At 73.4% G+C, this 17,108-nt stretch carries 15 protein-coding genes; 9 read left to right on the forward strand and 6 right to left on the reverse strand.

Going from position 1 to position 17,108, the window contains the following annotated elements:
* The first annotated feature begins 246 nt into the window (after positions 1-246).
* The 3 genes from WDV06_RS00075 (at position 247) to WDV06_RS00085 (ending at position 4,842) form a co-directional block, all read left to right on the forward strand.
* Entirely contained in the window at positions 247-1,038 is a 792-nt protein-coding gene (locus tag WDV06_RS00075; protein WP_395507483.1) for a hypothetical protein, read from the forward strand.
* Positions 1,031-1,654: a class F sortase gene (locus WDV06_RS00080; RefSeq protein WP_395507484.1), complete on the forward strand. Its 624-nt coding sequence runs from the start codon at positions 1,031-1,033 to the stop codon at positions 1,652-1,654. The genes WDV06_RS00075 and WDV06_RS00080 overlap by 8 nt, the downstream gene beginning before the upstream one ends.
* 92 nt (positions 1,655-1,746) lie before the next feature.
* Entirely contained in the window at positions 1,747-4,842 is a 3,096-nt protein-coding gene (locus tag WDV06_RS00085) for a sacsin N-terminal ATP-binding-like domain-containing protein (protein WP_395507615.1), read from the forward strand.
* A gap of 29 nt (positions 4,843-4,871) precedes the next feature.
* Here WDV06_RS00085 and WDV06_RS00090 read toward each other — a convergent pair whose 3' ends face one another.
* Together WDV06_RS00090 and WDV06_RS00095 are read right to left on the reverse strand one after the other, a co-directional pair.
* A complete protein-coding gene (locus WDV06_RS00090; RefSeq protein WP_395507485.1) occupies positions 4,872-6,230 on the reverse strand; it encodes an MFS transporter in 1,359 nt (452 codons plus the stop codon).
* A gap of 25 nt (positions 6,231-6,255) precedes the next feature.
* Positions 6,256-6,693 (reverse strand): MarR family winged helix-turn-helix transcriptional regulator, encoded by a 438-nt coding sequence (locus WDV06_RS00095; protein ID WP_042820695.1) that lies wholly within the window; start codon positions 6,691-6,693, stop codon positions 6,256-6,258.
* Positions 6,694-6,849: 156 nt separating this feature from the next.
* On the opposite strand from WDV06_RS00095, the gene WDV06_RS00100 reads away from it, so the two are divergent.
* Positions 6,850-7,032, forward strand: coding sequence for a hypothetical protein (locus WDV06_RS00100; protein WP_007265601.1), 183 nt, complete (start codon positions 6,850-6,852; stop codon positions 7,030-7,032).
* On the opposite strand, the gene WDV06_RS00105 is transcribed toward WDV06_RS00100, so the two are convergent.
* Positions 7,025-8,452: an NCS2 family permease gene (locus tag WDV06_RS00105; RefSeq protein WP_045948076.1), complete on the reverse strand. Its 1,428-nt coding sequence runs from the start codon at positions 8,450-8,452 to the stop codon at positions 7,025-7,027. The genes WDV06_RS00100 and WDV06_RS00105 overlap by 8 nt on opposite strands.
* A 140-nt stretch (positions 8,453-8,592) precedes the next feature.
* On the opposite strand from WDV06_RS00105, the gene WDV06_RS00110 reads away from it, so the two are divergent.
* The 4 genes from WDV06_RS00110 (at position 8,593) to WDV06_RS00125 (ending at position 12,953) form a co-directional block, all read left to right on the forward strand.
* Positions 8,593-8,889: a DUF2530 domain-containing protein gene (locus WDV06_RS00110; RefSeq protein WP_395507486.1), complete on the forward strand. Its 297-nt coding sequence runs from the start codon at positions 8,593-8,595 to the stop codon at positions 8,887-8,889.
* Positions 8,890-9,011: 122 nt separating this feature from the next.
* Positions 9,012-11,465, forward strand: coding sequence for a cation-translocating P-type ATPase (locus tag WDV06_RS00115; protein ID WP_395507487.1), 2,454 nt, complete (start codon positions 9,012-9,014; stop codon positions 11,463-11,465).
* A gap of 44 nt (positions 11,466-11,509) precedes the next feature.
* Positions 11,510-12,070 carry an RNA 2',3'-cyclic phosphodiesterase gene (gene thpR / locus WDV06_RS00120; RefSeq protein WP_395507488.1) on the forward strand — a complete coding sequence of 187 codons (561 nt, stop codon included), beginning with the start codon at positions 11,510-11,512 and terminating at the stop codon, positions 12,068-12,070.
* Positions 12,071-12,209: 139 nt separating this feature from the next.
* Positions 12,210-12,953, forward strand: a complete 744-nt coding sequence (locus WDV06_RS00125) for a hypothetical protein (protein WP_395507489.1) — start codon at positions 12,210-12,212, stop codon at positions 12,951-12,953.
* Between the two features lie 57 nt (positions 12,954-13,010).
* Here WDV06_RS00125 and WDV06_RS00130 read toward each other — a convergent pair whose 3' ends face one another.
* The 3 genes from WDV06_RS00130 to WDV06_RS00140 all read right to left on the reverse strand — a co-directional run bounded on the left by WDV06_RS00130 (position 13,011) and on the right by WDV06_RS00140 (position 15,926).
* Positions 13,011-13,994 carry an MmcQ/YjbR family DNA-binding protein gene (locus WDV06_RS00130; RefSeq protein ID WP_395507490.1) on the reverse strand — a complete coding sequence of 328 codons (984 nt, stop codon included), beginning with the start codon at positions 13,992-13,994 and terminating at the stop codon, positions 13,011-13,013.
* 175 nt (positions 13,995-14,169) lie between these two features.
* Positions 14,170-15,171, reverse strand: a complete 1,002-nt coding sequence (locus WDV06_RS00135; protein ID WP_395507491.1) for an aldo/keto reductase — start codon at positions 15,169-15,171, stop codon at positions 14,170-14,172.
* A gap of 59 nt (positions 15,172-15,230) precedes the next feature.
* A complete protein-coding gene (locus WDV06_RS00140) occupies positions 15,231-15,926 on the reverse strand; it encodes a GDSL-type esterase/lipase family protein (RefSeq protein ID WP_395507492.1) in 696 nt (231 codons plus the stop codon).
* A gap of 107 nt (positions 15,927-16,033) precedes the next feature.
* On the opposite strand from WDV06_RS00140, the gene WDV06_RS00145 reads away from it, so the two are divergent.
* Positions 16,034-17,068 carry a WD40 repeat domain-containing protein gene (locus WDV06_RS00145; RefSeq protein WP_395507493.1) on the forward strand — a complete coding sequence of 345 codons (1,035 nt, stop codon included), beginning with the start codon at positions 16,034-16,036 and terminating at the stop codon, positions 17,066-17,068.
* Positions 17,069-17,108 lie beyond the last annotated feature (40 nt).

The following is a 17,108-nucleotide window of genomic DNA, read 5'->3' on the forward strand; positions in this document are numbered from 1 at the left end:
GCCGTTCCGGCGCCGGGGGCTCCTGCCGTTCCCGGGCCCGGACGCCGGGACTTTCGTCCCAAAAATCGGGGCAAAGAGCATGCAAACGGACACCCTCCCTCTGCCCTGCCGCCTGCGCGTTCCCGGCGCGGGACCTTCGGCAGGGGGTCCCGCCGGGGCTCGGAGCGGGGGCAACCGAACTCATGGAATGTCCCTCATGTCTGGTGTGCCGGGAAAGACCCGGCTGCCCGTTCAGGAGGAGATCCCATGCGCAAGGCACGCACCGTCCGCACCCTCTCGGCGATAGCCCTCGCCTCCACGCTGGCCGTCGCCGGGGGCGCCGCCACCACCGCCTTCGCCGCCGGTGCCCCGTCCCCCTCCCCGTCCACGAGCGCCCCCGCCGCCAAGGCCTCCGTGACGGTGCCCAGCTCGCCCGTGAAGCCCGGCGACGCGGTCAGCGTCACCGTGACCGCCCCCGCCGGCTCGAAGAACCTGACGGTGTCCTCGGCCGCGCTCGGCCCCGTCACGCTCGCCCCCGGCAAGGACGGCACCACCTGGACCGGCACCGCCACCGTCGCGGCCGTCAAGGACGGCGGCCACGGCGTCACCCTCACCGGATCCGGCCCCGACGGCGCCGCACTCCGGGCCGCCGCCGAGCTGACCGTCACGACCGGCTCCCCGAAGCCGAAGCCGACCCCCGCGTCCTCCACCCTCCGGCTGTCCACCGACTTCGGCCGGCCCGGCGACAAGGTCGTCATCACCGTGAGGAGCTCCGAGAGGGAGGCGTACGCGAAGTCCGCCGCCTTCACCGGCGGCCGCGTCGACCTCAAGGGCGACGGCAAGGGCACCTTCACCGGCACCGCGACCGTCGCCAACGACGTGAAGACGGGCTCCTACGGGGTGGAGGCCTTCGCGGGCGGCAGGGCGTTCGACACCGTGAAGTTCTCCGTCGAGGCCAAGGCCGCCCCCGGCGTGAAGCCCGTGAAGCCCCTGACCCCCGGCGAGCACAAGACGCCCAAGGGGTCCGTGAACACCGGCCAGGCCCCGGCCGATGCCTGAGCCCGCCCCCTCCCGCCGCCGGGGCGGCCGCGCACACCGCGCCGCCGCCCTGGCGGGGGCCGCGGCCCTCGCCGCCGCCCTCGTCACCGGCTGCTCCGCGGGCGACGGCGCGCCCCGGGACACCCCCGCGAACGCGGCCGCCGTCCTTGCCCTCCCGCCCTCCGTACCCGACCGCGTGACCATTCCCTCCCTGCACGTGGACGCCCCCCTCGACACCGTCGGCCTCGACCCGCAGGGCGTCATGCGGGAACCGGACTTCGCCACACCGCAGGACGCCGCCTGGTACCGGGAAGGCCCCACCCCCGGCGAGGCGGGCGCCGCCGCGATCGTCGGGCACATGGACACCCCCCAGGCCCCGCGGGCCGTGTTCTTCCGCCTCAAGGACATCGCCCGGGGCGGGGAGATCGACGTCCACCGCACCGACGGCACCACCGCCGTCTTCACCGTCGACGCCGTCGACACCTTCAAGAAGGACGCCTTCCCCACGTCCAGGGTCTACGGCGACACCCACGGCAGGGCCGAACTCCGCCTCATCACCTGCGGCGGCAACCTCACCGCGGACCGCCACTGGGACTCCAACGTCGTCGTGTTCGCCCACCTCACGGGCAAGACGTAGTCGTCCACGCGATACCTTCACAGCAGGACGTGGAGGCAGCACAGCGTGGAGGCAGCGGCGTGAACGTGCGAGTGACGGCGGCCCAGAGCGGCATGGACCCCTTCAGTACCGCCCGGCTCCGGCGGGCGGTGCTCGACGCGTGGGCCGCCGGACCCGCCCGGTTCCGTGAGGACGCCAACGCCGAGGAGGACCTGGCGCTCGGCGGCTACCGCGACCGGCTCGTGGTCGAGCTGGCCCAGAACGCCTCCGACGCCGCCGCCCGCGGCCGCGTACCCGGCCGGCTGCGGCTCACCCTGCACCCCGCCGTCCCCGGCGAGGACGGCCACGGCGTGCTCGCCGTCGCCAACACCGGTGCCCCGCTGGACGCGACGGGCGTCGAGTCGCTCAGCACCCTGCGCGCCTCCGCCAAACGCGCGGGCGCCTCCTCCGCCGACACCGTCGGACGGTTCGGCGTCGGCTTCGCCGCCGTCCTCGCCGTCTCCGACGAACCCGCCGTCCTCGGCCGGCACGGCGGCGTCCGCTGGTCCCTCGCCGAAGCCCGTGAAATGGCCCGCGAGGCCGCCCACTTCAGCCCCGGCCTCGGCGACGAACTCCGCCGCCGCGACGGCCACGTCCCGCTGCTGCGCCTGCCGCTGCCCGCCGAGGGCACCGCCCCCGACGGCTACGACACCGTCGTTGTCCTCCCGCTGCGCGACGCCGCCGCCGCGGACCTCGCCGAACGCCTGCTGCACGGCGTCGACGACGCCCTCCTCCTGACCCTCCCCGGGCTCACCGAGGTGGTCGTCGACACCCCCGCCGGCGGCACCCGCACCCTCTACCGGCACGCCGACGGCCCCTACACCGTCATCGAGGACTCCGCCTCCGGCACCCACCGCTGGCGCACCGTCCGCACCAACGGCCCCATCTCCCGCGAACTCCTCGCCGACCGGCCCGTCGAGGAGCGGCTGCGCCCCACCTGGAGCGTCACCTGGGCCGTCCCCGTCGACGCCGACGGCGCGCCCGAACGCCCCCGCACCGCGCCCGTCGTGCACGCCCCCACCCCCACCGACGAACCCCTCGGCATCCCGGCCCTGCTCATCGCCTCCCTGCCGATGGACACCTCGCGCCGCCACCACGCGCCCGGCCCGCTGGCCGAGTTCCTGGTGGAGCGCGCCGCCGACGCCTACGCCGAACTCCTCGCCGCCTGGGAACCGGTGACCCCCGCCCTGGTGGACCTCGTCCCCGGCCCCCTCGGCAAGGGCGAGCTCGACGGGGCCCTGCGCGCCGCCGTCCTGCGCCGGCTCCCCCGTACGGGCTTCCTCGCCCCGGCCGTCCCGTCCGAGGACCTCACCCGGCTGCGCCCCTTCGAAGCCGAGGTGGTCGAAGGCGCCGGAGCCGACACCGTACGGGTCCTCGCGGAAGTCCTGCCCACCCTGCTGCCCGCCGGGCTGGAGCGCCGGCCCGAGCTGCGCACCCTCGGCGTGGGCCGGCTCCCGCTCGGGGAGGCGATCGAGCGGATCGCCGGCATCGAACGCACCCCGCAGTGGTGGCACGACCTCTACGACACCCTGGCCGGCGTCGACCCCGACCGGCTCTCGGGCCTGCCCGTCCCCCTCGCCGACGGCCGTACCGCCATCGGCCCCCGCCACATCCTGCTGCCCGGCCCGGACACCCCCGCGGACCTGGCGCGGCTGGGCCTCAAGGTGGCCCACCCGGACGCCGCGCACCCCCTGCTGGAGAAGCTGGGCGCCCTCCCCGCCACCGCCCGGGCCGTCCTGACGACCCCGCAGATCCGGGCGGCGGTGGCCGGCTCGCTGGACGCCGGCGAGATCTGGGACGAGGACTCCGACGCCCCCGACGCCGACGAGCTCGCCGACATCGTGCTGACGCTGGTCCGCGACGCCGGCCTGGCCCCCGGCGACGAACCGTGGCTGGGCGCGCTGGCCCTGCCCGACGAGGACGGCGAACCGACCCCGGCTGGGGAACTCCTCCTCGCCGGCAGCGCCCTCGCATCCGTGGTCCGCGAGGACGAGATCCCCTACCTGGACGCCGAGCTCGCCGCCCGATGGGACGCCGACACGCTGGCCGCCTGCGGGGTGCTGACCACCTTCCAGCTGGTCCGCGCCACCGACGTCGTCCTCGACCCGGACGAGCTGGAGCCCCGCGAGGGCGACTACGCCGAGCCGGACGACGCCGGACTGCTCGACGCCGTCGACGTGTGGTGCGAGGACCTCCTCGACCAGCTCCCCGACTCCCCCGTGCCGCCGGTCGCCACCGAGCTGATCGCCGTAAGGGACCTCGACCTCGTCGACGACGACCGCTGGCCCCAGGCCCTGGCGATGCTCGCGCAGCCCCCGCTGCGCGACGCCCTCACCCAGCCGGTGCGGGTCCTGCTGCCCGACGGCACCACCCGGTCGGTGCGCCCGTACACCGCCTGGTGGCTGCGCGACCACCCGGTGCTCGACGGCCGCCGCCCGGCGGGACTGCGCGCCGCGGGCGGGGACCCGCTGCTCGCCGGCCTGTACACGCCGGCGGACGCGACGGGGTTCGAAGACGAACAGGTGCTGCGCGCCCTGGGCGTACGCACCTCGGTGCGGGCCCTGCTGGAGGAGCCGGGCGGTGCGGCCGAGCTGCTGGGCCGGCTCGCCGACCCGGACCGCGAGGTGTCGGGCGAGCAGCTGCACGGGCTGTACGGTGCGCTGGCCGACCTGGACCCGGAGCAGGTGACGCTCCCGGACGAGCTGCGGGCGGTGGTGGACGGCGAGGTGGTCGTGGTGGACGCGGCCGAGGCGGTCGTCTGCGACGCCCCCGACCTGCTGCCCCTGACGCAGGGCCTGCCGCTGCTGCCGGTGGCTCCCTCCCGGGCGGCGGACCTGGCGGAGCTGTTCCAGGTGCGGCGGCTGTCGGAGACGGTCCCGGCGGAGGTGACCACGCCGGGTGAGGTCCACGAGGTCCCGGACGCGGTACGGGTACTCCTGGGCCCGGCCACCCCGCGGACGTACGTGGAGCACGAGGAGCTGGTGGCGGGCGGTACGGAGCTGGACTGGCGCCTCACCCCGGACGGGGTGCTGCACGCGGCCACCCTGGAGGGCGTGGCGGCGGGCCTGGCCTGGTCGGCGTCCCAGTGGCCCCGCCGCTTCGAGGTCGCGGCCCTGCTGGAGGACCCGTCCCGCACGGCTGAACTCGCGCGGGACAGGTGGTTCGACTAGGACGCCGGCCGGCGGCCCCGGCCGGCGGTCTACGCCGCCGGGGCCAGTTCGCGCTGCGGGGTCGCCGGGACGAAGGTGAGCCCGTGGCGGCCGACGCGCAGGCGCAGGTTGCCGACACGGCGCAGGATCAGGCCGACGGCCACCGCGGCCGCCAGGGAGACCAGGCCGCCCGCGGCCATGCCGAGCCGGGCGCCGTAGGTGTCGGTGATCCAGCCGACCAGCGGGGCGCCCACGGGGGTGCCGCCGGTGAACACCATCATGTAGAGGGCCATGACCCGGCCTCGCATCTCGGGGTCGGTGGCCATCTGGACGCTGGAGTTCGCCACGACGTTGACCGTCAGTCCGAACATCCCGACCGGCACGAGCAGCGCCGCGAACAGCCAGAAGCCGGGCGCGAACGCCGTCACCAGCAGCAGGACGGAGAACAGCACGGCCGCCGTCACCAGCAGCCGCAGCCGGGTGTTGCCGCGGCGGGCGGCGAGCAGGGCGCCGGCCAGGGAGCCGGCCGCGATCAGGGTGTTGAACAGGCCGTACGTGCCCGCGTCCCCGTGGAAGACGTCGTCGACGAAGGCCGACAGCCAGATCGGGAAGTTGAAGCCGAAGGTGCCGATGAAGCCGACCAGGACGATCGGCCAGACCAGCTCGGGCCGGCCGGCGACGTAGCGCAGGCCCTCCCGCAGCTGCCCCTTGGCGCGCGGCTGCGGCTCGACCCGGTACAGCTCGCGGGTGCGCATCATCAGCAGCGCGGCGATCGGCGCCGCGAAGGACAGCCCGTTCAGCAGGAAGGCCCAGCCGGAGCCGACGGCGGTGATCAGCACACCGGCGATCGCCGGGCCGACCAGCCGCGCGGACTGGAAGTTCGCGGAGTTCAGGCTGACGGCGTTGGCGACCTGCGCGGGGCCGACCATCTCGGAGACGAAGGTCTGCCGGGCCGGGTTGTCCACGACGGTGACCAGGCCGAGCACGAACGCGGCGAGGTAGACGTGCCACACCTGGACGTTCCCGGCCAGGGTGAGGGCGGCCAGCGCGACGCCGGTCAGGCCCATCGCGGTCTGGGTGGCGATCAGCAGCGGCCGCTTGGGCAGCCGGTCGGCGAGTACGCCTCCGTAGAGGCCGAACAGCAGCATCGGCAGGAACTGCAGGGCGATGGTCACGCCGACGGCGGACGCGGAGCCGGTCAGGGAGAGGACCAGCCAGTCCTGCGCGATGCGCTGCATCCAGGTGCCCGTGTTCGAGACGACCTGGCCCGCGGCGAAGAGCCGGTAGTTCCGGATCTTCAGTGAGCTGAACATGGAGTTCGAGCGGGTGCCCGGTCCTCTGTTCCCGCTCGGGGTCTGGGGGGTGGGTAGGTGGCCGGGTGCGGAGTTCCCTCCGGTTCCCGTACTCAAAAGCGTTCGCCTCCTGGCGTCGTTCCTATAGGTGCGCGAGCTTCTCCAGGACGGGGGCGGCGGCGCGGAGCTTGGCCCATTCGTCCTCGGTGAGCTCGGCGGCGAGCCCGGCCAGGAAGGCGTTGCGCTTGCGGCGGCTCTCTTCGAGCATCGCCTCGGCCTCCTCCGTCTGGCTGACCACCTTCTGGCGGCGGTCGTCGGGGTGCGGTTCCAGCCTGACCAGTCCCTTGGCCTCCAGCAACGCGACGATGCGGGTCATCGACGGCGGCTGGACGTGCTCCTTGCGGGCGAGCTCACCGGGGGTGGCCTGGCCGCAGCGGGCGAGGGTGCCGAGGACCGACATCTCGGTCGGGCTCAGCGATTCGTCGACGCGCTGGTGCTTCAGGCGCCGGCCCAGCCGCATCACGGCCGAGCGGAGGTCGTTCACGGCGGCAGCGTCGTCGCCATGGGAGAGGTCTGGCATGTACTTAGAATAACTCATTACTCTGGCTAACGAACGCTGGGGGTGACGGACAGGGCGGGAAGGGGTCCGGAAACGGATCCGGCCGGATCACTCGTACGGGTGAGTCCGGCGGGGAAAGGGGCGCACGCGCGCGCCCTCTGGCCCGACCCTTTCGCCATGGGGACACATGTGCTGAGCATGCGCATAGACGGGGAGCTGCTGGAGCGGCTGAGGCACCATGCCGCCAAACGCGGAATGAGCGTCCAGGACTATGTCGTCCGGACGCTCATTCGCGATGACTTCGACGAGCGGTTCAAGGCCGCCGTCGACGAGACGGAGAAGTTCTACGGGCTTACGTGAGGCCCAGGGCCGGCATCGCGTAGTAGAAGACGAAGACCCCCGCGACGACGTACATCGCGGCCGGGACCTCGCGGCCCCGGCCCGTCGCCAGGCGCAGCACGCAGAAGCTGATGGCGCCGATGCCGATGCCGTTGGTGATCGAGTAGGTGAACGGCATCATCACCATGGCCATGAAGGCCGGAACGGCGATGGTGAAGTCGCTCCAGTCGATGTCCCTGACGGAGCCGGCCAGGATCAGGAAGCCGACCGCGACGAGGGCGGGGGTGGCGGCCTGCGAGGGGACCATCGTGGCCAGCGGGGTCAGGAAGAGCGCGACCGCGAAGAGGCCGCCGGTGACCACGTTGGCCAGGCCCGTGCGGGCGCCCTCGCCGACGCCCGCGGTGGACTCCACGAAGCAGGTGGTGGCGGAGGACGAGGTGGCGCCGCCGGAGGCGACGGCCAGGCCGTCGATCAGCAGGACCCGGTTGATGCCGGGGAAGGTGCCGTCGGGCTTGGTGAGCTTGGCCTCGTCGCCGACGCCGAGGATGGTGCCCATCGCATCGAAGAAGCAGGACAGCAGCACGGTGAAGACGAAGAGGACGCCGGTCAGCACCCCGACCTTGCCGAAGCCGCCGAAGACGCTGACCTGGCCGACGAGCCCGAAGTCGGGGGCCGCCACCGGGTTGCCCGGCCACTGCGGGACGGTCAGGCCCCAGGCGGTCGCCGGCAGGTCGGCGATCAGCTGCACCGCCACCGCGACGACGGTCATGGCGACGATGGAGATCAGGATGGCGCCGGGGGTCTTGCGGATCAGCAGCGCGAGCGTGAGCAGCACGCCGACGACGAAGATCAGGACGGGCCAGCCGTGCAGGTGGCCGTTGGAACCGAGCTGGAGCGGGACCGTGGTGTGCGCGGCGTCCGGAATGCGGGTGACGAAGCCGGAGTCGACCAGGCCGATCAGCATGATGAACAGGCCGATGCCGATCGCGATGCCCTTGCGCAGACCCAGCGGGACGGCGTTCATGACCCGCTCGCGCAGACCGGTGGCGACGAGGAGCATCACCACGAAGCCGGCCAGGACCACCATGCCCATGGCGTCGGGCCAGCTCATCCGCGGGGCGAGCTGGAGGGCGACGACCGTGTTGACGCCGAGGCCCGCGGCCAGGGCGATCGGGACGTTGCCGATGACACCCATGAGGAGGGTGGTGAAGGCGGCCGTCAGGACGGTGGCGGTGACCAGCTGGCCGCCGTCGAGCTGGTGCCCGTACATGTCCTTGGCACTGCCGAGGATGATCGGGTTCAGCACGATGATGTAGGCCATCGCGAAGAAGGTCGCGAAGCCGCCCCGTACCTCGCGGGCCACGGTCGAGCCGCGTTCCGAGATCTTGAAGAAGCGGTCCAGGCCGCTGGTGGGGGCCGCGGCGGGTGCCGAGGTGCTCATGCGGTCCTCAAACTGGGTCGAGTTAGCGGTTCCTACGACGCAATCCGGCCGTAGGCAAACCGTTTCAGTATGAACACATGAACGGAGGGCAGTCCATCTCCGCGCGTAGACTCCGAAACCGGCCACCTAGACTGGTCCTCATGGCGAAGTGGACCCCTAGGCACGAGGCACCCGAACCCCTGGAGGGGCCGGTTGTCGCCACCATCACCGGCGGAACGATCCTCTGGTTCGCCATGTTCCTCGTCCAGCTGCCCTTCTACGGCTGGTTCGCCGAGCGCGAGCTGCTGTGGTGGGTGTGGACCTGCGCGGCCGGCGGCGGCCTCGGCCTGATCGGCATCTGGTACGTCCGCGGCCGCGACGCGGCCCTCAAGGCCCACGCGGCGCGAGAGGCGGCCGGCGGCGAGGACGGGCACCGGCCCGGCCCGGCCGGACAGTAGGGCCGCCGGGGCACCGCCCGCCCCTCACGGGGGCGACCCGGGGAGGATTCGGCTCATCCTGAAGTCGGATCTTCCCGCCGCTCGGCGGGTGGAGCGCGGGAACGCCCTTTACCGTCGAAAACATGACCCAATGGGCGAGGATCGACCATGACGGGCCCGAGCGGCCCGGTGCCGCCATCGACGCGGGGGCCGAGCTGGACCCCGTCCACCCCGTGAAGCCCCCCGCCCCCCGCTTCAAGCCGGGCGGTCTGACCACCGCCGAGGTCGCCGAGCGCGTCGCGCGCGGCGACGTCAACGACGTACCGCTGCGCTCCTCGCGCTCCACCGCCGACATCGTCCGCGCCAACGTCTTCACCCGCTTCAACGCCATCATCGGCGTCCTCTGGGTGATCATGCTGTGCGTGGCGCCCATCCAGGACAGCCTCTTCGGCTTCGTGATCGTCGCGAACACCGGCATCGGCATCGTCCAGGAACTGCGCGCGAAGAAGACCCTCGACGGGCTCGCCGTCATCGGCGAGGCCAAACCGAGCGTGCGCCGCGACGGCACCACCGCCGAGATCTCCACCTCCGAGATCGTCCTGTCCGACGTCATCGAGCTCGGCCCCGGCGACAAGGTCGTCGTCGACGGGACCGTCGGCGAGGCCGAGGGCCTGGAGATCGACGAGTCCCTCCTCACCGGCGAGGCCGACCCGGTCCTCAAGAAGCCCGGCGACCAGGTCATGTCCGGGTCCTTCGTCGTCGCCGGCGGCGGCGCCTTCACCGCCACGAAGGTCGGCCGCGAGGCCTACGCCGCGCAGCTCGCCGAGGAGGCCTCCCGCTTCACCCTCGTCCACTCCGAACTGCGCACCGGCATCTCCACCATCCTCAAGTACGTCACCTGGATGATGATCCCGACCTCCATCGGCCTGATCATCAGCCAGCTCGTCGTCAAGGACGACAACCTCAAGGACGCCATCGCCCGCACCGTCGGCGGCATCGTCCCGATGATCCCCGAGGGCCTCGTCCTCCTCACCTCCGTCGCCTTCGCCGTCGGCGTGATCCGGCTCGGCCGCAAGCAGTGCCTGGTCCAGGAGCTGCCCGCCATCGAGGGCCTCGCCCGCGTGGACGTCGTCTGCCTCGACAAGACCGGCACCCTCACCGAGGGCGGCATGGACGTCACCGAGCTGCGCCCGCTGGGCGGCGCGGAGCCGGAGTACGTCAAGAAGGTGCTCGGCGCCCTCGGCGAGTCCGACCCCCGGCCCAACGCCAGCCTCCAGGCCGTCATCGACGCCTACCCCGACACCGCCGAGTGGCGCTGCACCGAGTCCCTGCCCTTCTCCTCCGCCCGCAAGTACAGCGGCGCCAGCTTCAGCGAGGGCGACGGCGAGAACAACACCTGGCTGCTCGGCGCCCCCGACGTGCTCCTGCCCAGCGGCGACCCGGCGCTGGAGGAGATCGACGGCCTCAACGAACAGGGGCTGCGGGTCCTGCTGCTGGCCCGCTCCGCGCGCGAGCTCGACGACCCGGCCGTCGCCAGCGGGGTCAGGCCGACCGCCCTCGTCGTCCTCGAACAGCGGCTGCGGCCCGACGCCGCCGACACCCTGCGCTACTTCGGCGACCAGGACGTCAAGGCGAAGGTCATCTCCGGCGACAACGCCGTATCCGTCGGCGCGGTCGCCGGCAAGCTGGGCCTGCCCGGCGCGGCCGACACCGTCGACGCCCGGCACCTGCCGGCCGAACGGGACGCGATGGCCGAGGTCCTCGACGGCAACGCCGTCTTCGGGCGGGTCACCCCGCAGCAGAAACGGGACATGGTCGCCGCCCTCCAGTCGCGGGGGCACACGGTCGCCATGACGGGCGACGGCGTCAACGACGTCCTCGCCCTCAAGGACGCCGACATCGGCGTCTCCATGGGCTCGGGCTCCGAGGCCACGCGGGCGGTCGCGCAGATCGTCCTCCTGAACAACAGCTTCTCCACCCTGCCGTCGGTGGTGGCCGAGGGCCGGCGGGTCATCGGCAACATCACGCGCGTGGCGACCCTGTTCCTCGTCAAGACGGTCTACTCGGTGCTGCTGGCGATCCTGGTGGTCTGCTCCCAGGTGGAATACCCCTTCCTCCCCCGCCACCTGACCCTGCTGTCCACCCTCACCATCGGCGTCCCGGCCTTCTTCCTGGCGCTGGCCCCCAACAAGGAGCGGGCACGGCCGCACTTCGTACGACGGGTCATGCGCTACGCCATCCCCGGCGGGGTGGTCGCGGGGGCGGCCACCTTCGCCTCGTACCTGATCGCCCGGGCGTACTACAGCGGCCCGGACGCGCTGACGTCGGAGACCAGCGCGGCGACGCTGACGCTGTTCCTGACCTCGCTGTGGGTTCTGGCGATCATCGCCCGGCCGTACACGTGGTGGCGGGTGGCGCTGGTGGCGGCGATGGGGGCGGCGTTCCTGGTGGTGCTGCTGGTGCCGTGGCTCCAGCACTTCTTCCAGCTGAAGCTGGAGGGGGTCACGATGCCGTGGATCGCGGTCGCGATCGCCGTGGCGGCGTCGGCCCTCATCGAGGCAGCGTTCCGCTGGGTCGACCGCCGCTTCCCGGCGTGACCCTCCGGGGGCGAGGAGCTCCGCGCAGCGGATATCGTCCGGGCATGAGGCTGTTCGCCGCCGTACTGCCAGAGGCACACGCCGTCGCCGAGCTGCGCGAGGCGGTGGCGGCCACTCCACGCGCCGAAGACCTCCGCTGGACCGGCGAAGCCGGCTGGCACTTCACCCTCGCCTTCATGGGAGAGGTCCCGGACGACCGCCTCCCCGAGCTGCACGCCCGTCTCGCCCGGGCGGCGGCCCACACCGCCCCCTTCCCGCTCCGCCTCCACGGCTCCGGCCACTTCGGCCGCCGCGCCCTGTGGATCGGCGCCGCCGGCGGGCTGGACGCGCTGCGGATGCTCGCCGAGCGGGCCGACGCCGCCGCCCGCCGGGCCGGGATCCCGATGGAGCAGCACCGTCGCTACACCCCGCACCTCACCGTGGCCCGCGCCCGCCACGACGCCGTCGACCTGCGGCCCTGCCTCGACGCCCTGGCCGGGTTCGAGGGCACGCCCTGGCAGGTCGACGCGCTCAGCCTCGTCCGCAGCCATCTGCCCGTCTCCGGGATCCCCGGCGAGCAGCCCCGCTACGAGGTCGTCAACGCATGGCCCCTGACCGGCCATTAGCACTATTCGGGCATTCGTGCAGGGTTTTGGGAAAGGCTTTCACATCCGGAGGCAAAGGATCCGCCGAACCCTTGCCGCGCCGCCGGGGGCCCGATGTGATGCGCGAGTCCTGTCGCTGACATCGAGGTCGAACCACACCGTGCGTTACATATCTCCCGTCGCCACCCTCTTGGCCGTCGCGGCCCTGCCGCTCGCGCTGACCGCCTGCTCCGCCACCCCCAAGGCCGCTCCGAGCACGGCTGCCAAGGCCGCCTCCCCGGCCGCCCCGAAGGCCGCCGACGCGGCCCCGGCCGCCGACGGCCCGAACAAGGGCCTCCTGACGGGTACGCAGCTCAAGGCCGCGCTCGCGCCCGCCTCCTTCTTCGCCCCGGGCTACACCGCCGACCCCGCGGACGCCCGCGACACCGGCCCCGCCTACCGGGCGCCTGCCACCGCCGACGTCCCCACCCCCGACTGCACCAAGCTCGGCGGGACCGCCTGGACGGAGATCACCGGCATCACCGGCGTCTCGTTCGCGCAGAACGCGTACGTCAACAAGAACACCTCCGAGGAGTACGCCCAGGAGATCGACGTCTACCAGGGCACCACCTCGACCACCGTCCTCGGTGCCCTCGGCATGCTCTCCAAGGCCTGCCCGACCTTCTCCGACGAGGCCACCCACAGCACGGTGACCGTCACCGAGAAGCCCCTCGCCGGCATCGGCGACGGCGCCTGGGCCATCACCGAGACCAGCCCCGCCTGGGAGGGCGGCACCACCCTCGTCGCCGCGCGCGTCGGCCACTCGGTGGTGACCGTGCTGGTCAGCAGCAGCACCGACAAGGGCCTGGCGGGTGCCACCAAGCTGACGAACCAGCTGGTCGGCAACCTCAAGGGCAAGGCCTGACGGACCGCCGCCCCGGTGCCGCCCCCGCCCCGCGGGGTCGGCACCGCCGTGCGCGCCTCAGGACCCCTGGTAGGTGATCGTCACGTACAGGTACTCGTCCAGCAGCTTGGCCAGCGGCAGCCCCGGCCGGCCCAGCTCGGCAGCCAGCGCGGCCTCGTCCAGACCGCCGCTCTCCGCGAGCGCGGCCCGCGCCCAGGCCCGGCCGGCCGTCAGGTGCCGGGCGAACGCCGCCTCGTCCCGGGCGCCCCACAGCCGCTGCGCGATCGCCGCGTCCCAGGGCATCACCGTGTCGGGCCGCAGCGCGAACAGCGCCTTGGCGGCAGCCGTCGGCCCGAGGCTGCGCCGCCCGACGGGCAGCGCGGCCAGCTCCCCGTACGCGGCGGCCAGGCAGCCGATCTCCCGGTCGGACAGGGCCGCCAGCCGGGTCCCTGGCAGGCCCCCGTGCCGGGACCACCACAGCGCCAGGCCCTCCCCGAACAGATCCGGCTCGCCCTCGCGCGGGTAGCGGATGCGGCAGCCCCACGCGTTGAGCCACCGGTGCAGGGCCGCCCGGTGCGCGGCGCCGGACAGGTCGAGCCCGGGCGCGGTGTCCGCGCGCAGCGCGAGCCAGCTGCGGTCCACCCCGGGGAACGCCCCGAACACCTCCGCGGCGGCCCGCAGCCGGGCCAGTCCGGGCGCGGGCGGCAGGCCGCCTCCCGCCCCGCCCTCCAGGTGCGCCCGGGCCACCTTGGCCGGCACGCACATCCGCCAGGCGTCGGTGACCAGCTCCTCCAGCTCCGCCGTATCGAGGGCGGCCATCCGCGCCTCCACCCAGTGGTAGCGCATGTCTCCGGAGCCGGGCAGGAAGAACTTCTCCGGCTCGGCGGCGACGAGCGCGGCCCGTTCCTCCTTGGGGAAGGCGAAGCCCAGCTCGGTCTCGTCCCGGGAGAGGGCGAGGTAGACGATCCTGCCTATCCTGAATTTCACCCGGTCGCGGATGAGGTGTTCCTCGGTGCGCGGCAGCGCGAGCGCCAGCCGTCGTACGTCGTCGACTGTGACCATGACGGAAGTCTCGCAGCCCCTGGCACGGGGGCGGGCGGCCGTCGCGTTAGTCTCGACGGGTGGATCCGAAGACCAGAAACCGTGTCATGGCCGGTGTGCTCGTGCTGATGTTCGTCGTCGTCGCCGTGGCGGCCGCGGTCGGCCAGTAGCAGCACCCCCGCGGCCGCCCCCGGGCCTACCAGGCGAAGGCCTCCGGCGAGGCACCCGGGCCGGGGAAGATCTCGTCCAGCCCGTCCAGCACCTCCTGCGACAGCTCCAGCTCCACCGCGCGCAGCGCGGACGCGAGCTGCTCCCGCGTGCGCGGGCCGACGATCGGTCCGGTGACCCCGGGCCGGGTCAGCAGCCAGGCCAGGGCCGCGTCGCCGGGCTCCAGACCGTGCTTGTCGAGCAGGTCCTCGTACGCCTGCACCTGCGCCCGTACCGTGCTGTTGGCCAGCGCGTCCGCGGTGCGGCCGGAGGAGCTGCGGCCGGTGCCGCCCCCGCCGGCGGCCTGCTTGCGGATCGCCCCGCCGAGCAGGCCCCCGTGCAGCGGCGACCAGGGGATGACGCCGAGCCCGTACTCCTGCGCGGCCGGGATGACCTCCATCTCGGCGCGGCGCTCGGCGAGGTTGTAGAGGCACTGCTCGCTGACGAGCCCGAGCCGGCCGGAGCGCGCGGCGGCCTCGTTGGCCTGGGCGATCTTCCAGCCGGGGAAGTTGGAGGATCCGGCGTAGAGGACCTTGCCCTGCTGGACGAGCACGTCGACGGCCTGCCAGATCTCCTCGAAGGGGGTCTGCCGGTCGACGTGGTGGAACTGGTAGACGTCGATGTGGTCCGTCTGGAGCCGCTTGAGGCTGGCGTCGACGGCGCGGCGGATGTTGAGGGCGGAGAGCCGGTCGAAGTTGGGCCAGGTCTCGCCCTCGGGGGACATGGAGCCGTAGACCTTGGTGGCCAGGACCGTCTTCTCGCGCCGGCCGCCGCCCTGGGCGAACCAGGTGCCGATGATCTCCTCGGTGCGGCCCTTGTTCGGGCCCCAGCCGTAGACGTTGGCGGTGTCGAAGAAGTTGATGCCGGCGTCGAGCGCGGCGTCCATGATGGCGTGGCTGGTGGGTTCGTCGGTCTGCGGACCGAAGTTCATCGTGCCGAGTACGAGTCGGCTGACCTTGAGTCCGGTGCGTCCGAGCTGCGTGTACTTCATGGGGCCCAAGCCAACTGCTTGGAGTGCGCTCGAATCAAGTCCCCCGCGACCCAGGCGTGTTACGCGCCGGTCGCCGGGCGGTAGGGGCCGCCGACGCCCCAGGCCTGGTGGAGGACGGCCGCGAACTCGCCGGCCAGGCGGTGTTCGCCGGAGGCGTTGGGGTGCGTGCCGTCATAGGTGTCCCGGTGGATGTCGTACGCGTCCGGCCGCGCGGCCAGCAGGAGGGGCGAGGTGGCGTCGGCTAGGTCGGCGACGGTCTTGGCGAGCAGTTCGTTGAATCGGACGACCTCGGCGGCGAAGGGGGCGTCCTCCTCGGCGCGGACGTTGGGTATGACCGGCAGGAGGACCATCCGGATGCCGGGGCGGGCCTCCCGGGCGGCCGTGACGAAGGCCCGGGCGTTGGCGGCGGTCTGGTCGGCCTTGGTATAGAAGCCGAGGTCGATCAGGCCGAGGGAGACGAGCAGGACGTCGGCGCGGGCCTCGCGGACGGCGGGCCCGATGAGCGGGGCCATGTGCTGCCAGCCCTCGCCCCAGCCGGCCAGGTGGCGGCGGGCGGGGGCGGGGAAGCCGGGGTCGGCGTAGTCGTCGCTGGAGGGGGCGTCGGCGGCGGTGTCGTAGAGCGCGCTGCGCGGGCCGACGATCTCGAAGGAGCCCTCGCCGAGGGTGGCGCGCAGGTGCTGCCACATCCGGTAGCGCCAGGTGTAGTCGCCGGCGCGTCCGATGGTCATGGAGTCGCCGACGAACATGAAACGCATCCGGTCATCATCGCGGATCGGGCCGCCGCAGCCCCTGTGATGCCGGACACGCCGGGCGCGGGACGGGGCGCGGCCCCCGACCGGCCCGGTCCTGGCAGGCTGGGGGGATGCGCCTGCCGACCGTGCCGACGACCGCCGTTCCCGCCGCCCTCGTCCTGGGGCTGCTGCTGCCGGGTGCCGCCGCGGCCTCCGGCGCCGCACCGGCCACCGACAGCCCGGCCCCCACCGTGTCCGGGTTCACGATCGGCGATCCGCGGATCACGGAGTCGAGCGGGCTGGCCGCGAGCCGGATCCACCCGGGCGTGTACTGGACGCACAACGACAGCGACGACGGCCCGTACGTGTACGCGGTCGACTCGTCGACGGGCAGGACGGTCGCCCGCGTGACGATGGCCGGCATCGGCACCCCGCGGGACGTGGAGGCCATCTCGCTGGGCCCGGACGGGAACCTCTACGTCGGGGACATCGGCGACAACCGCGACGGCACCTGGGACCACGTGTGGATCTACCGCTTCCCCGAGCCGAGGGAACTGCACGACACGACGGTCAACGCCGAGCAGTTCACGGCGGTGTACGCGGACGGGCCGCGCAACGCGGAGGCGCTGATGGTGCATCCGGTGACGGGCCGGGTGTACATCGCGAGCAAGAACGAGAAGGGCGGGGGCCTGTACGAGGGCCCGGAGAGGCTGTCGGCGGACGGGCGCAACGTGTTCCGGCGGGTCGCGGAGGTGCCGTGGGTGACGGACGGGGCCTTCTCCCCGGACGGGACCCGGCTGACCCTGCGGGGCTACTTCACCGCGCGGACCTACCCGTGGAAGGACGGCCGGCCGCAGGGGGAGGGCGAACGGGTGGACGCGCCCTGGCAGGGGCAGGCGGAGTCGGTGACGTACTCCCCGGACGGGCGGACGCTGCTGTTCGGGGCGGAGGGCGCGGGCAGCCGCGTGGTGGCCGTCCCGGTGGCCCCCGCCGCCACCCCGGCCCCCTCCGGTGCGGCGCATCCCGCTCCCGGCGCGGCCGCGGAGAAGGGCCCGGCGGCCGGGGCGGAGGGCGGCACCTTCACGAAGGGCGCCCTCGTCCTCGCGGCGGCCACGGCGCTGACGCTGGCGGCCAAGCGGGCCCTGAGGCGGCGCCCGAAGGACTGACCGGTGCGCGGGGCCGTCTCCGGAACCACCGGGGACCGGC

Source organism: Streptomyces racemochromogenes (genome assembly GCF_044129415.1).
In the GTDB taxonomy this organism is placed as follows: domain Bacteria; phylum Actinomycetota; class Actinomycetes; order Streptomycetales; family Streptomycetaceae; genus Streptomyces; species Streptomyces racemochromogenes_A.